Source organism: Streptomyces sp. NPDC001339, assembly GCF_042895955.1.
In the GTDB taxonomy this organism is placed as follows: domain Bacteria; phylum Actinomycetota; class Actinomycetes; order Streptomycetales; family Streptomycetaceae; genus Streptomyces.
In genome coordinates this window covers 141774-157610 of the sequence record NZ_JBIAWT010000010.1, presented here as the reverse complement: position 1 = coordinate 157610, position 15837 = coordinate 141774, and the positions used below count along the sequence as shown (strand labels likewise).

The 15837-nt window shown below is 74.5% G+C and carries 3 protein-coding genes (1 of these 3 cut by a window edge); all 3 read left to right on the top strand.

The window, feature by feature from the left end:
• Positions 1–2 precede the first annotated feature (2 nt).
• Complete coding sequence (locus ACFY12_RS27535; RefSeq protein ID WP_390718592.1) at positions 3–2771, top strand: ATP-binding protein; 2769 nt, start codon at positions 3–5, stop codon at positions 2769–2771.
• A gap of 405 nt (positions 2772–3176) precedes the next feature.
• Positions 3177–3896, top strand: coding sequence for a LuxR C-terminal-related transcriptional regulator (locus ACFY12_RS27530; protein ID WP_390718722.1), 720 nt, complete (start codon positions 3177–3179; stop codon positions 3894–3896).
• Positions 3897–4260: 364 nt separating this feature from the next.
• A protein-coding gene (locus ACFY12_RS27525; RefSeq protein ID WP_390718591.1) for a type I polyketide synthase crosses the window boundary here: on the top strand, positions 4261–15837 show its start. Its footprint extends 17208 nt past the window's final position; the window shows 11577 of its 28785 coding nt (coding positions 1–11577); the start codon lies at positions 4261–4263; its stop codon lies off the right edge, out of view.

Genomic DNA, 15837 nt, shown 5'->3' with positions numbered 1-15837 from the left:
GGATGCTGTATGAGCGGGAATCCGAACTGGCCCGTATCGACGCCGCGGTACATCGGGCCCGGGCAGGCCGCTCCTCGGTAGTGCTGCTGACCGGCCCCCTGGGCATCGGCCGGTCCACGCTCCTCCAGGAGGCCGGCGCCCACCCCGCCGACACCCTACGGGTCTTACGGGCCAACGCCGCCTCCATGGAGCAGGACTTCGCCTTCGGCATCGTCCACCAGCTCCTCGGACCCCTGGTGGCCGGTGACCTCACCGTCCCCGGCGACCAGGACGCGGGCGGCGCCGCCCCGCCGGGCCCCACCGGCCGCCTCCCCGCTCCCGGAGACCAGGACGACCCCGCCTCCGAAGCCGTCCTGCACGATCTGCGGTCCCTGCTGGCCGAAGCCTGCGCCACCGCCCCCGTACTCCTCCTCGTCGACGACCTTCAGTGGGCCGACCTCCCCTCCCTGCGCTGGCTCGCCTACCTGGCCCGGCGCCCGCACGGGCTGCGGGCCGTCCTCGTATGCACCCTGCGCGACGGCGACCCCCGCGCCCAGCACCCGCTCATCCGCGACCTCGCGGACGCCGCCGACGTCCTGCGCCCCGCCCCGCTCTCGCTCGACAGCACCCGGGCCCTGATCCACCGCCACCTGGGCGAACCCGCCGACGACAGCTACGCCCACGCCTGCCACGACACCTGTGCCGGCAACCCCCTCTTCCTCCAGTCCGTCCTGCGCGAGCTGGCCCTCAGCGGCCACCCTCCCACCGCCGAACACGCCGGCCGGGCCCGCGCGCAGCGCCCCGCCCAGCTCCGCGACCGCCTGGCCGGCTGCCTGTACACCCAGCCCGGCCCCGTGCGCGACCTGGCCGCGGCCATCGCCGCCTTCGGCGACCACGGCGAGCCCGACCTCATCCGGCGCCACGCGCGACTGGACACCATCGGATACCAGCAGGCCCTGCGCACCCTGCACCACCTCGGCCTGCTTGCCGCCCAGGACACCCCGCGCTTTGTCCACCGCGTCGTCCGCGACGCCGTCGAATCCGCCCTCACCGTCGCCGAACGCGAACGCGCGCGGGACGCCGCGGCCGAACTCCTCCACCAGGCCGGCCGCCCCGCCGAACACGTCGCGGACCTGCTGATGGCCGTCACCGCCACCCAACGCCCATGGGCCGTAGGCGTATTGCGCACGGCCGCGGAAGCCGCGCTGCGTCGCGGCGCGCCGGATACGGCCGCCCGCTGTCTGCGGCGTGCCCTGCTGGAGAGCACCGGGGGCGACGGCGAACGAGCCCGTCTGCTGATCGAGCTGGCCAACGCCGAGCGCGGCATCGACCCCGCCGCCTGTGAACGCCACATCAGCCAGGCCGTCCGCCTCCTGCCCTCGGCCACCGACCGGGCCGCCGCCACCCTGCGCATCCCGCCCAGCTTCCTGGGGGAGGGCCCCGCTTCGGCGGTGGACCTGCTGCGCCACGTCTCCGAAGACCTCGACCCCATGGCGCCGCACCAGGGGTGTGCCCGCGAAATCGCCCTGCGTCTGGAAGCACGCCTGTGGCACGCCGGGCACGAGAACCCGGCGGAACTGACCGGTGCGGTGGAACGGCTGCGCGCACTGGGCGCCCCGCCCCCCTTGGATACCGGCGGCGCCCGCGAACTGGCGGCCGTCCTGATCAACGCGGGGGTCCTCTCCAGCGCCTTGTCGGCACCCGAGGTCGCCGACCTGGCGGGACAGATCCTGGAACGCGAGCCGGTGACCTCCGCACGGGCCTGCACCGCTCTCCCGCTGGTCGCGGTGGCCCTGTACGCCGCCGACACCGTGGCGGGCATCAACACCCGCCTCTCCTGCGAGCAGCACTCCGACCGCCCGCACGCGGTGGTGCACGCCGAGAACGCCCTGATCCAGCTGGCCTGCGGCCGCCTGATCCAGGCCCGTGAACAGGCCGACCGGGCCGCCGCGTTGGCCGATGCGGACTGGCGCGAGCCCACCGCCGCCGTCCGGGCCGCGGTGGCCATGGAGTCCGGCGACATCCAGCTGATCGAACGTCTCCTCGCGGACGCCGGGCAGCGCTGGCCGGACAGCCTCGCCCTGACGGCGATGCTGCAACTCCTCAAAGCCTCACTCGACGCCCGCCGCGGCCGCGGCTCCGACGCCCTGCAGTCGCTCCTGGCCTGCGGCCGCCAGCTGGAAGCGGTCGGCTGGCGCAACTCCGCCCTCTTCCCCTGGCGGCCGCGCGCCATCGTCCTCCACCACCGCCTGGGCCGGCCCCGCTCGGCCCTGGCCCTGGCGGAGGAAGAGCTGGCCTGGGCGCGGCAGTGGGCGGCCCCCGCCGCTCTCGGGCGCGCCCTGCGCCTGAAGGCCCTCCTGCCCGGCGGAGGGGGCGTCCCCACCCTGCGCGAGTCCGTCGCGATCCTCCGCACGTCCGCCCACCGACTCGAACTGGCCCGTACGCTCCTCCAGTTGGGCCGGTCCCTGGAGGACGGCAAGGAATCGAGGGTGGTGCTGCGCGAGGCCGTCGATCTCGCCACCGCCTGCGGCGCCCCCTGGCTGACCGAACGCGCCTGCGCGGCCCTGGGGACCGCTGCCCCGGGAGTGGAGGCGTCGCTCACCCACAGCGAGCGCAAGGTCGTCTCGCTGGTGGGCCGGGGCCTGACCAATCAGGAAATCGCCGATGAACTGGGTGTGAGCACCCGTGCGGTGGAGAAGCATCTGACGTCGTGCTACCGGAAGTTGGGTGTGGTGGGGCGCCGGGAGCTGCTGGGAGGCCGGAGTGCGGGCGGGGCGCTGGTCCCGCGCTGAGTACGCCGTGTCGAATGCCCGCTGACGGTACGGCTTACCGGCGGTAAGCAATGCGGGATCTTCGAGGGGGCCGAAAGGGCAACGGCGGGGCATTCTGGGGGGCCGAAAGGGCAATGGCGGGGCGGGGTGTTCGGGGGGACCGAAAGGGTGGTGCGGGACCGTACCGTGGGGGAGTGCGACCACAGGTTTAGCGGCAGGGGCCTGGTGAGCGTTGACGCTTGTCCGGATCGCTCCTTAGTGTCGTATGCGTCGGGGAGATCGCAATTCTCTCCCGACGGTTTCCGGGCCCTCGGATTCTCGGCCCGATGTATTCCCCGGATTTCTCTTTCTCACTCGATCTCTTGATTGCTGGTTTGCAGACGGGGGGTTGGAAAGGATGACGGTCCCTTGAAGTCTTCTGCTCTGATGGATTCTCCGCGTATTTCCACGGACCGGAGTGCGAGTGCGGCGGGACGGGGGGAAGCGCGGCCGTCGCCCGACCAGCCGGGCGTGTGCATGGCCGTACTGGACACGGGGCTGACGATACGTCAGGCCAACCAGGACTTCTTCCGCCACTTCGCGACCCCTGCCGCGGCTTCCGCCGACGTGCTCGCCGCTTCCCCCTCCGAATCCTCGACCACGGCACCCGACGTCTGCGGGCGCAGTTTCCGCGATCTGGTGCATCCCAGTGTGCGGCAGCCGCTCATGCGGCAGTTCGAGCGGCTGCTGAAGGGCCGCCGCGACCGGTTCGCCGCGGATGTAGTGGCACTGCGGCCCACAGGTGACCCGTTCACCGGCAGCCTCACGGCCGCCGCCGTGAGCGGCTACGCCCCCGACCCGGCAGCGGTTCTCGTGCTGATGCGGTCCGGGCAGAGCGCGGAGGGCGACGCGGTGCTGGCGCCGCGGAAGAAATTGCTCAGCGAGATCGACGCGCGCATTCTGGAGGGGATCGCGGCGGGTCTGTCCACGATTCCGCTGGCATCCCGGCTGTATCTCAGCAGGCAAGGGGTGGAGTATCACGTCACCGGACTGCTGCGGAAACTGAAGGTTCCCAACCGTGCGGCTCTGGTATCCCGCGCGTACGCGATGGGGGTGCTGACGGTGGGCACCTGGCCACCCCGTGTCGTGGACGACTTCATCAAGTAACACACTCGCAAACACCCGGAATCCCGAGGTTCGCCGCACGGACTCGCGGCGCGAGGCCTGCTTTTCGGACCTTTCCCTGTCCGGAAGCGAACCCAGGGGACACAAGGCGCCGGGGGCGCCGCGGACCATCCGCGGCGCCCCCGGCGCCTCGGCGTACGGCCGGCCCCGGGTCCGGCCGACACTAGGGAATTCCATGGCCATCCCCGTCGAGACTGAACGTGTGGCGTGCGGAAGTCGAGCTGCCTCGTGCAGGGCACGCAGATAACTCAGTCGCTGTGGAACGCCGTCCCCAGTGCCGGATGCCCACATCGAAATCCTCTGCTGTCCGCCGGTCTTGAGATGGGTTGGGTTGAACGTGGCGAAGATGGACCAGGAACAGAAACTCCGCGACTACCTGAAGCGGGCCAGCGCCGATCTGCGGCGCTCCCGGCAGCGGGTGGGCGAGCTGGAGGCGGCGGCCCGCGAGCCGATCGCGATCGTGGGCATGAGCTGCCGCTTCCCGGGAGGGGTGCGCAACCCCGAGGAGCTCTGGTCCCTGCTCGTCGCCGACGGGGACGGCATCACGGGCGCCCCTGCCGACCGCGGCTGGGAGCAGGCGGCCGAGGACGCCGGGGAGTTCTCCGGCGGATTCCTGCACGACGCGGCCGAGTTCGACGCCTCCTTCTTCGGAATCTCCCCCCGTGAGGCGCTCGCCATGGATCCGCAGCAGCGACTGCTGCTGGAGTCCTCCTGGGAAGCCTTCGAACGCGCCGGCATCGACCCGGCGGCGGTCCGGGGCACCAGGACGGGCATGTTCGTCGGGGCGATGCCCCAGGAATACCGGGTGGGCCCGGACGACGACGTCCAGGGCTTTGCCCTCACGGGCACCACCACCAGCGTCATCTCGGGCAGGCTCGCGTACTTCTTCGGCGCCGTCGGCCCGGCGGTCACCGTCGACACCGCCTGCTCGTCCTCCCTCGTGGCCCTGCATCTGGCCGCCCACTCCCTGCGCCAGGGGGAGTGCTCCCTGGCGCTGGCCGCCGGTGTCACCGTGATGTCCAGCCCCACCACCTTCGTGGAGTTCAACCGCCAGGGCGGGCTCTCCGCCGACGGGCGCTGCCGTTCCTTCGCCGACTCCGCGAACGGCACCGGCTGGGCCGAGGGCGTGGGCGTCCTGGTCCTGGAACGCCTCTCGGAGGCCCGTCGCAACGGGCACGAGATCCTGGCCGTCATCCGGGGCTCCGCCGTCAACCAGGACGGCGCCTCCAACGGACTGACCGCACCCAACGGCCCCTCGCAGCAACGGGTCATCGAGCAGGCGCTGGTCAGCGCGCGGCTCTCGGCCGACGAGGTCGACGCCGTCGAGGCGCACGGCACCGGCACCACCCTGGGCGACCCGGTCGAGGCCCAGGCGCTGCTGGCGACCTACGGCCAGGGCCGCGACGCCGACCGTCCGCTCCTGCTGGGCTCCGTCAAATCGAACCTCGGCCACACCCAGGCGGCGGCCGGTATGGCCGGCGTCATCAAGATGGTGCTGGCCATGCGGCACGGCCTGCTCCCGCGCACCCTCCACGTGGACGCGCCGTCCTCGCACGTGGACTGGACACAGGGAGCGGTGCGCCTGCTCACCGAGCAGGCCCCGTGGCCGCAGGGCGAGCGGCCGCGCCGGGCCGGCGTCTCCTCGTTCGGGCTCAGCGGCACCAACGCGCACACGATCCTGGAGGAGACCCCGGCCGCCCCCGAGGAGGACACGGAGCCGGACGCGGCCGAACCCGTGGCGGCGGGCGCCGTCCCGTGGCTCCTCTCCGGCCGTACCCGCGAGGCGCTGCGCGCCCAGGCGGCGCAGCTCCTCGAACACCTCACGTCCCGCCCCGGCCCGGCACCCGTGGACGTGGCCTACTCCCTGGCCACGGCCCGTTCCGGCCTGGAGCACCGCGCCGCGTTCACCGCGGCCGACCTGGACCGGGCCCGCGCCGCCCTCACCGCGCTCGCCGACGGCGCGCCGGCCTCGGGCCTGGTCCAGGACACCGCCCGGACCCGTTCCAAGCTCGCCTTCCTCTTCGCGGGACAGGGCTCCCAACGGCCGGGCATGGGGCGTGAACTGGCCGCCCGCTTCCCCGTCTTCGCCACCGCCCTCGACGAGGTCCTCGCCCACCTCGACCAGGGTCTGGAACGGCCCCTGAAGGACGTGCTGTTCGCCGCCGAGGGTACGCCCGAAGCCGCCCTGCTCGACGAGACCGGCTACGCCCAGCCCGCGCTGTTCGCGATCGAGGTCGCGCTGTACCGGCTCGCCGAGTCCTTCGGCATCAAGCCGGACTTCCTCGCCGGGCACTCCATAGGCGAGATCGCCGCGGCGCATGTCGCCGGCGTCTTCACCGTGGCCGACGCCGCGGCACTGGTGCTCGCCCGCGGCCGCCTCATGCAGGCACTGCCCGAAGGCGGCGCCATGATCTCCCTCGAAGCGACCGAGGACGAGGTCCGGCCCCTGCTGGAGGACCGGCCGGACCGCGTCTCGATCGCCGCGGTCAACGGGCCGGCCGCCGTCGTGGTCGCCGGTCGGGCCGACGACGCCACCGCCGTTGCCGAGCACTTCGCCGCGCTGGGACGCAAGACCAAGCGGCTGCGGGTCTCGCACGCGTTCCACTCCCCGCTCATGGAGCCCATGCTGGAGGAGTTCCGCGCCGTCGTGTCCCGGCTCACTCCGCGGGCACCCGTGATCCCGGTCGTCTCCGGCCTGACCGGCACCCTCGCCACGGTGGAGCAGCTGACCTCCCCCGACCACTGGGTGGACCACGCCCGCCACGCGGTACGGTTCGCCGACGCCCTCGCCTGGCTCGACGGCCACGGCGCCGCCACCTTCCTGGAACTGGGCCCCGACGGCGTCCTGTCCGCCATGGCCCAGACCTGCCTGACCGCCGCCGACGGAGCCTCCGGACCCGCCACCGAGATTGCCCCCGAATCCGCCGACGGTGTTCCCGCGACGCTCGCCGTGCTGCGGCCGGGCCGCCCCGAGGCCGAGACCCTCACCGCCGCGCTGGCGGGGCTGCACACCCGCGGCGTGGCCGTCCAGTGGGAGCCGTACTTCCAGGGCACCGGCGCCCGGCGCACCGACCTGCCCACCTACGCCTTCCAGCGCCGCCGCTACTGGCCCAAGGGCGGGCCCGCGGCGGGCGGTGACATGCGCGCCGCCGGCCTGGGCGCGGCACACCACCCGCTCCTGACGGCGGCCGTGTCGGTCGCCAACTCCGACGGCCTGCTGCTGACCGGCCGGCTGGCGCGGCGCACCCACCCCTGGCTCGCCGACCACGCCGTGCGCGGCACCGTACTGTTGCCGGGCACCGCCTTCCTGGAACTGGCCGTGCGCGCCGGGGACGAGGCCGGCTGCGGCAGAGTGGAGGAACTCACCCTGGCCGCCCCGCTGGTGCTGCCCGAGGAGGGCGGCGTCCAGGTGCAGGTGTGGGTGGGCAGCCCGGACGAGTCCGGCCGCCGCGCTGTGAGCGTCCACTCCCGCCCCGACGGGCCGGAGGAACTCCCCTGGACCCAGCACGCCGCCGGCACCCTCGTCGCCGACGAGCACCGCGCCGCCTTCGACGCCACCGTCTGGCCCCCCGCCGACGCCCGCCCGCTGGACCTCGCCGGCTTCTACGACCGCATGGCCGGCACCGGCTTCGGATACGGCCCGCTGTTCCAGGGCCTGTGTGCCGCCTGGCGCAGCGGCGACGACGTCTACGCCGAGGTGACGCTCCCTCAGGCCGACGGCGCCGACACCGCGTCCGCCGAGTCGTCTGCGGCGTTCGGGATCCACCCGGCCCTGCTGGACGCCGCGCTGCACGCCGCGGTCTTTGTGGACCTGGGCGAGGACGCCCGCGGCGGCCTGCCCTTCTCGTGGCAGGACGTCACCTTGCACGCGAGCGGGGCGAGCACCGTCCGCGTGAAGTTGACCCCGGCCGAGGACGACGCGGTGGCCATCGCCGTCGCCGACACCACCGGCGCCCCCGTCGCCTCCATCGGCTCGCTGGTCCTGCGCACCCTGCCAGACGAGCAGATCGACACGGCCAACTCCCTTGTCCGCGACGCCCTGTTCGCGCTGCGCTGGAGCGAACCGCGCCAGGCCGTCCAGGCGGCGCCCGCCTCGGCCGCCGTCCTCGGCCCTGACCTCTTCGGCCTGGAGCGGGCCCTTGCGCCGACGGACCTCACGGTCACGGCGCTGCCCGTCCCGGACGCGGCCACCCATGCCCCGGACGTGGTCCTCGCCCCCGTGGAGGGCGCGGCCGAGGGCGACGTCGTCACTTCCGTCCACGCCCGCACCGCCCACGTCCTGGAGCGGCTGCGGACCTGGCTGGAGGACGAGCGGAACACCGCGTCCAGGCTGGTCTTCGTCACCCGTGGCGCGGTCGCCACCGACGACCGGCAGGCACCCGACCCGGTGGCCGCCGCCGTCTGGGGCCTGGTGCGGGCCGCGCAGAGCGAACACCCCGGCCGCTTCGGGCTGCTGGACCTCGACCCCGACACCGCCGAGCCCGCCGCGGAGCCGGTGCTGCGGGCCCTGGCCCTGTCCTCGGACGAGTCGCAGACCGCCGTCCGCGGCACCTCGGTGCTCGCCGCGCGGCTCGCCCGCGCCCAGGCATCGCCGACCGGTACGGAGTGGGACCCCGAGGGCACCGTGATCCTCACCGGAGCCACCGGCGGCCTGGGCCGCGTACTGGCCCGGCACCTGGTCGCCGAGCGCGGCGTACGGCACCTGCTGCTCGCCGGCCGCCGCGGCGCCGACGCCGACGGCGCCAGGGAACTCGTGGCCGAACTGGCCGGGCACGGCGCGCAGGTGGCCATCACGGCATGTGACCTGGCCGACCGGGACGCCGTGCGGCGGCTGCTGGCCGGAGTGCCCGCCGAGCACCCCGTCACCGCCGTCGTGCACAGCGCCGGCACCCTCGACGACGGCGTGATCGAGTCGCTCACCCCCGAGCGGATCAGCGCGGTCCTGCGGCCCAAGGCCGACGCCGTCTGGCACCTCCACGAGGCCACCCGGGACCTGGATCTGGCCGCCTTCGTCGTCTTCTCCTCCCTCTCCGGCACCGTTGGCGCGGCCGGCCAGGGCAACTACGCCGCCGCCAACTCCTTCCTCGACGCGCTGGCCCAACTGCGCCGCGCCCAGGGCCTGCCCGCGCTCTCCCTGGCCTGGGGCCCGTGGGAGCCCACCACCGGAATGACCGGCGGCCTGACGGACGAGGACCTCGACCGCCTGGCCCGTATGGGCACGCCCGCGCTCACCGTGGAACAGGGCATCGCCCTCTTCGACGCGGCCACCGCCACGGACGCCGCCGTCCTGCTGCCGACCCGGCTCGACCTGTCCGTCCTGCGCGCCCAGGGCCTTCAGAGCCTCCAGGGCGAAGTAGCGCCGCTGTGGCGCGGCCTGATCCGCACGCCCGCCCGCCGCGCGGTGGTCTCGGGCGCGGAGACCGCCGTCCCCCTCGTACAGAAGCTGTCCCGGCTGGCGGAGACCGACCGCCGCGAGGTCGTGCTCGACCTCGTGGCCGGCCAAGTGGCCGCCGTACTCGGCCACGCCGACACCGCCGACATCGACGCGCGGCGCCCGCTGCGGGACCTGGGTTTCGACTCGCTCACCGCCGTGGAACTGCGCAACCGGCTCAGCGCGGCCACCGGCCTGCGCACCGCCGCGACGGTCGTCTTCGACTACCCGACCGTCGACGCCCTCGCCGGGCACCTCCTCACCGCACTCATGGGCTCCGAAGCCGCCGCCGCGGCCGACGCGCCCCGTAGCGCGGCGGACGACGACCCCGTCGTCATCGTCGGCATGAGCTGCCGCTACCCGGGCGGCGTCGCGTCGCCGGAGGACCTGTGGCGGCTGGTCAGCGAGGGCACCGACGCCATCTCGGGCCTGCCCGCCGACCGCGGCTGGGACCTGGACGCGCTCTACGACCCGGACCCGGACCGCACCGGCACCTCCTACTCCCGCTTCGGCGGATTCCTGCACACCGCCGCCGACTTCGACCCCGCCTTCTTCGGCATGAGCCCCCGCGAGGCCCTGGCCACCGACTCCCAGCAGCGGCTGCTCCTCGAAGCGTCCTGGGAGGCCGTCGAGCGGGCGGGCATCGACCCGGTGTCCCTGCGCGGCAGCCAGACCGGCGTGTTCGCGGGCGTGATGTACAACGACTACGCCACGGTGCTCTCCGGCGGGCAGTTCGAGGGACACCAGGGCAGCGGCACCGCCCCGAGCGTCGCCTCCGGGCGGGTCTCGTACACCCTCGGGCTCGAAGGCCCCGCCGTCACCGTCGACACCGCGTGCTCGTCCTCGCTGGTCGCCATGCACTGGGCGATGCAGGCCCTGCGCGCGGGGGAGTGCTCGCTCGCGCTGGCCGGCGGTGTCACGGTGATGTCGACGCCGGGCGCCCTCATCGAGTTCTCCCGGCAGCGCGGCCTGTCCCCGGACGGCCGCTGCAAGGCGTTCTCCGACGGCGCCGACGGCGTCGGCTGGTCCGAGGGCGTGGGCGTCCTCGTCCTGGAACGCCTCTCCGACGCCCGCCGCAACGGGCACCGGGTCCTGGCCGTCGTACGCGGCTCCGCCGTCAACCAGGACGGCGCCTCCAACGGCCTGACCGCACCCAACGGCCCCTCCCAGCAGCGAGTGATCCGGCAGGCGCTGGCCGCCGCCGGCCTGTCCGCCACGGACATCGACGCGGTCGAGGGCCACGGCACCGGCACCACCCTCGGCGACCCCATCGAGGCCCAGGCCCTGCTCGCCGCCTACGGCCAGGACCGCGACCCGGACAGCCCGCTGCTGCTGGGCTCCGTCAAGTCCAACATCGGCCACACCCAGGCCGCGGCCGGCGTCGCCGGTGTCATCAAGATGGTCATGGCCCTGCGCCACGGCGTGCTGCCCCGCACCCTGCACGCCGACGAGCCGTCCTCGCACGTGGAGTGGGACAGCGGAGCCGTACGCCTGCTCACCGAGGAGACCCCCTGGCCGCGGGCCGGCCGGCCGCGCCGCGCCGCCGTCTCCTCCTTCGGATTCAGCGGTACCAACGCCCACCTCATCGTCGAGGAGCCGCCGGCCGCCCCCGAGCAGCGCGAACAGCCGGCGCTCACCCCGGCCGTCGTGCCCTGGACGCTGTCGGGCAGGAGCCGGGCGGCGCTGCGGGACCAGGCCGCCCGCCTGCGGTCCTTCCTCGACGAGCGCCCCGCCCTCGACCCGGCCGGCGTCGGGCTCTCCCTCGCCACCACCCGCACGGCCTTCGAACAGCGCGCCGTCGTCATCGGCGGCGACCGCGACGAACTGCTGCGCGCCCTCGCCGACCTGGCCGCCGACCGGCCGGGCTCCGCGCTCACCGAGGGCGAGGTCGGCGGCGCGGGCAAGCTGGCCATGGTGTTCTCAGGGCAGGGCAGCCAGCGCCCCGGCGCCGGACGTGAACTCGCCGCCCGCTTCCCGGCCTTCGCCCAGGCCCTCGACGAGGTGACCGCCGTCCTGGACCCGCACCTGGACCGGCCCCTCAAGGACGTCCTGTTCGCCCCGGAGGGCAGCCCCGAGGCGGCGCTGCTGGACCGCACCGAGTGGACCCAGCCCGCGCTGTTCGCCTTCGGGGTGGCGCTCCACCGGTTGTTCGCCACCTGGGGCATCCGCCCCGACGTGCTGATGGGCCACTCCATCGGCGAGATCACCGCCGCGCATGTCGCGGGCGTCCTGTCGCTGCCCGACGCGGCCCGCCTGGTGATCGCGCGGGGACGGCTGATGCAGGCGCTGCCCGCCGACGGCGCGATGATCTCCGTTCAGGCCGCCGAGGACGAGACCGCGCCGCTGCTCGCCGGGCGCGAGCACGAGGTCTCCCTCGCCGCCGTCAACGGCCCGCGCAGCGTCGTGGTCGCCGGAGACCTGGCCGCCGCCGAGGAGATCGCCGCCCACTTCGCCGCCCAGGGCCGCAAGACCAAACGCCTGCCGGTCAGCCACGCCTTCCACTCGCCGCTCATGGGGCCCGCGCTCGACGGGCTGCGCGAGGTTGCCGCCGAGCTGACCTACCATGCGCCGGACGTGACCGTGATCTCCGGTCTCACCGGACGGGCCGCCACCGGCGACGAACTGCGTTCCGCCGACTACTGGGTCGCGCACGCCCGTGGCGCCGTCCGCTTCGCCGACACCCTGCGCGCCGCGCACGACTGCGGCGCCGGCACCTTCCTCGAACTCGGCCCCGACAGTGTGCTGTCGGCCGCCGCCCAGGAGGCCCTCGGCGACGACGCGGACGCGTCCATCGTCCCGCTGCTGCGCGCCGGGCGCGGCGAGGAGCGCTGCGCGGCCACCGCGCTGGCCCGCCTGCACGTCCGCGGCACGGCCGTCGACTGGCCGGCGTACCTCGCCGGTACCGGAGCACGCACCACCGACCTGCCCACCTACGCCTTCCAGCACGAGCGCTACTGGCCCGAGCCGGCCCCGGCCCGCCTCGCGCAGGCCGCCGCCGACCCCGCGGACGCCGAGCTGTGGGGCGCCGTCGAACGCGGCGATGCCACGGAACTGGCCGCGCTCCTGGGACTGCGAGACGAACAGCACGCCTCCCTGTACGCGCTGCTGCCCGCGCTGTCCTCCTGGCGCCAGCACCGGCACGAGAAGGCGCTGCTGGACTCCACCCGCTACCGCGTCACCTGGCGCCCCGTGCAGGCCGCCGCCGCGCCCGTCCTCGACGGCACCTGGCTGCTCGTCACCACCGACGGCATCGACAGCGACGAGATCCTCGACGCGCTGCGCGGCCACGGCGCCCAGTTCGAGACCCTCGTCCTGGACGACGCCTGCCGCGACCGCGCCCACCTGGCCGGCCGGCTCGCCGCCGTACGGGACCAGGACCGGCCGCTGACCGGCGTGCTGTCCCTGCTCCCGCTCGCCGACCGCCCCAGGGCCGAGACCGGCGCCGAGACCGGGGCCGAGCCCTCCACCGGGCTCGCGCTCAGCCTCGTGCTGATCCAGGCGCTCGCCGACACCGACCTCGCCGCGCCCCTGTGGACCCTGACCCGCGGTGCCGTCACCACCGGTGCCGACGACCCGCTCACCCACCCCCTCCAGGCCGCGGTCTGGGGTCTGGGCCGGGTCGCCGCCCTGGAGCACCCGCAGCTGTGGAGCGGCCTGATCGACCTGCCGCCCGTCCTCGACGCCCCCGCCACCCAGCATCTCGTCAGCGCGCTGGCCGCCGAGGGCGGCGAGGACCAGATCGCTCTCCGCGCCACCGGGGCGCTCGCCCGCCGACTGGTGCGCCACCCGCAGGCCGAACTGCCCCCGGCCGACGCCTTCACCGCGCGCGGCACCGTACTCATCACCGGCGGCACCGGAGCACTCGGCGCCGAGGCCGCCCGCTGGCTCGCCCGCAGCGGCGCGGAGCACCTCCTCCTCACCAGCCGCCGCGGCCCCGACGCCCCCGGCGCAAGCGAACTGGCCGCCGAACTCGAGGAGTTGGGCGCCCGCGTCACCCTCGCGGCCTGCGACACCGCCGACCGCGCCGCACTCGCCGCGCTGCTGGACTCCGTACCCGACGAGCACCCGCTGACCGGCGTCGTGCACGCGGCCGGTGTCGGCCAGGCGGCCGCCCTCGCCGACACCCCGCTGGCCGACGCCGCCCAGGCGATGGCCGCCAAGCTGCTCGGCGCGGCCCACCTCGACAGCCTCCTGGACGGCCACGACCTGGACTTCTTCATCCTGGTCTCGTCGATCGCCGGAGTCTGGGGCAGCGCCGGGCAGAGCGCCTACAGCGCCGCCAACGCCTACCTCGACGCCCTCGCCGAGCACCGCGCGGCCCGCGGCCTGCCCGCCACCTCCGTCGCCTGGGGCCCCTGGGCCGAGGCCGGTATGGCCACCCACGAGGCCGTCACCGACGAACTGCGCAAGCGCGGACTGCGCTTCCTCGCACCCGCGACCGCCCTCGCCGAACTGCGGCGCGCCGTCGTCCAGCAGGACGTCACCGTCACGGTCGCCGACATCGACTGGGAGCGCTACCACCCCGTCTTCACCTCCACCCGCCCCAGCGCGCTCTTCGACGAACTGGCCGAGATCCAGGCCCTGACGCGCGCCGAGAGCGAAAGCGCCGCGCCGGAATTCGCCGCGCGCCTGCGAGGCCTGGACGAGGACGGGCAGGAGCGGCTGCTGACCGACCTGGTGCGCGCCGAGGCGGCCATCGCCCTCGGCCACGACTCCGCGGACGCCATCGCCGAGCGGCGTGCCTTCCGTGACGCCGGCTTCGACTCGCTGACCGCCGTGGAGCTGCGCAAGCGGCTGGCCGCCCTCACCGGCCTGGCCCTGCCCGCCACCCTCGTCTTCGACTACCCGACCCCCGCCGTCCTCGCCCGCCATCTGCGCGAGGAACTCCTGGGCACCGGCGGTGCCCAGGCCGCTCCCGCGGCGGTGTCATCGGGCGGCTTCGACGAGCCCATCGCCATCGTCGGTATGAGCTGCCGCTTCCCCGGCGGCGTCCGCTCCCCGCGGCAGTTCTGGGAGCTCGTCTCCGAAGGCGTCGACGCGATCACCGACTTCCCCGTCAACCGCGGCTGGGACACCGGCCTCTACCACCCCGACCCGGACAACCCCGGCACGACGTACTCCAGCCAGGGCGGCTTCCTGCACGACGCGGGCGAGTTCGACGCCTCCTTCTTCGGCATCTCGCCGCGCGAGGCGCTGTCCATGGACCCCCAGCAGCGGCTGCTGCTGGAGACCACCTGGGAGGCGTTCGAGCACGCCGGTATCGACCCCACCACCGTCCACGGCTCCGCGACCGGCACCTTCATCGGCTCCACCTACCAGGAGTACGGCCTCGGCGTCGAGGACGGCTCCGCCGGCCACCTGGTGACCGGCACCAGCCCCAGCGTGCTCTCCGGGCGCTTGGCCTACCTCTTCGGCCTCGAAGGACCGGCCGTCACCGTCGACACCGCCTGCTCCTCGTCCTTGGTCGCGCTGCACCTGGCCTGCCAGTCGCTGCGCAACGGCGAGAGCTCCCTGGCCCTGGCCGGCGGCGCGACCGTGATGACCCACCCCGACCCGTTCGTCGCCTTCAGCCGGCAGCGGGCCCTGGCCGACGACGGCCGCTGCAAGGCGTTCTCCGACGGCGCCGACGGTATGACCCTCGCTGAAGGCGTCGGTGTCCTCGTCCTGGAGCGCCTCTCGGACGCCCGGCGCAACGGGCACGAGATCCTCGCCGTCGTCCGAGGCTCGGCCATCAACCAGGACGGCGCCTCCAACGGCCTGTCCGCCCCCAACGGCCCCGCCCAGCAGCGCGTCATCCGCCAGGCCCTGGCCAACTCGGGGCTGACCCCGGCGGACATCGACGCCGTCGAGGCCCACGGCACCGGCACCGCCCTCGGCGACCCCATCGAGGCCCAGGCCCTGCTCGCCACCTACGGCCAGGACCGCGACCCGGACAGCCCGCTGCTGCTCGGCTCCGTCAAGACCAACATCGGCCACACCCAGTCGGCGGCCGGCGTCGCCGGTGTCATCAAGATGGTCCTGGCCCTGCGCCAGGGAGAGCTGCCGCGCACCCTGCACGCGGACACCCCCTCCCACCACATCGACTGGACCCCTGGCACCCTCGCCCTGCTGCACGAACCCGCCGACTGGCCCGAGGGCGAGCGCCCGCGCCGCTGCGCCGTCTCCTCCTTCGGCATCAGCGGGACCAACGCCCACACCATCCTCGAAGAGGCCCCCCGCCCCCAAGAGGCGGCCCCCGCGCGGCCGGTGCCCCCGGCAGGTGGCGTCGTCCCCTGGGTGCTGTCCGCCCGGACCCCGGGCGCGCTGCGCGCCCAGGCAGCCGCCCTCGCCGCCCACCTCGACGGCGAGCAGGCACCCGGTGCGCTGGACGTCGGCCACAGCCTGGTGGCCTCGCGCACCCTCTTCGACCACCGCGCCGTCGTCGTCGGCACCGACGACCGGACCCGGCGCGCGGCCCTCGACGCCCTCGCCGCCGGCGGCTCCGCACCCGGC

Coding starts and splice junctions, on each gene's coding strand:
- ACFY12_RS27535 (WP_390718592.1), top strand. CDS start 3: ATGCTGTATGAGCGGGAATCCGAACTGGCCCGTATCGACGCCGCGGTA.
- ACFY12_RS27530 (WP_390718722.1), top strand. CDS start 3,177: ATGGATTCTCCGCGTATTTCCACGGACCGGAGTGCGAGTGCGGCGGGA.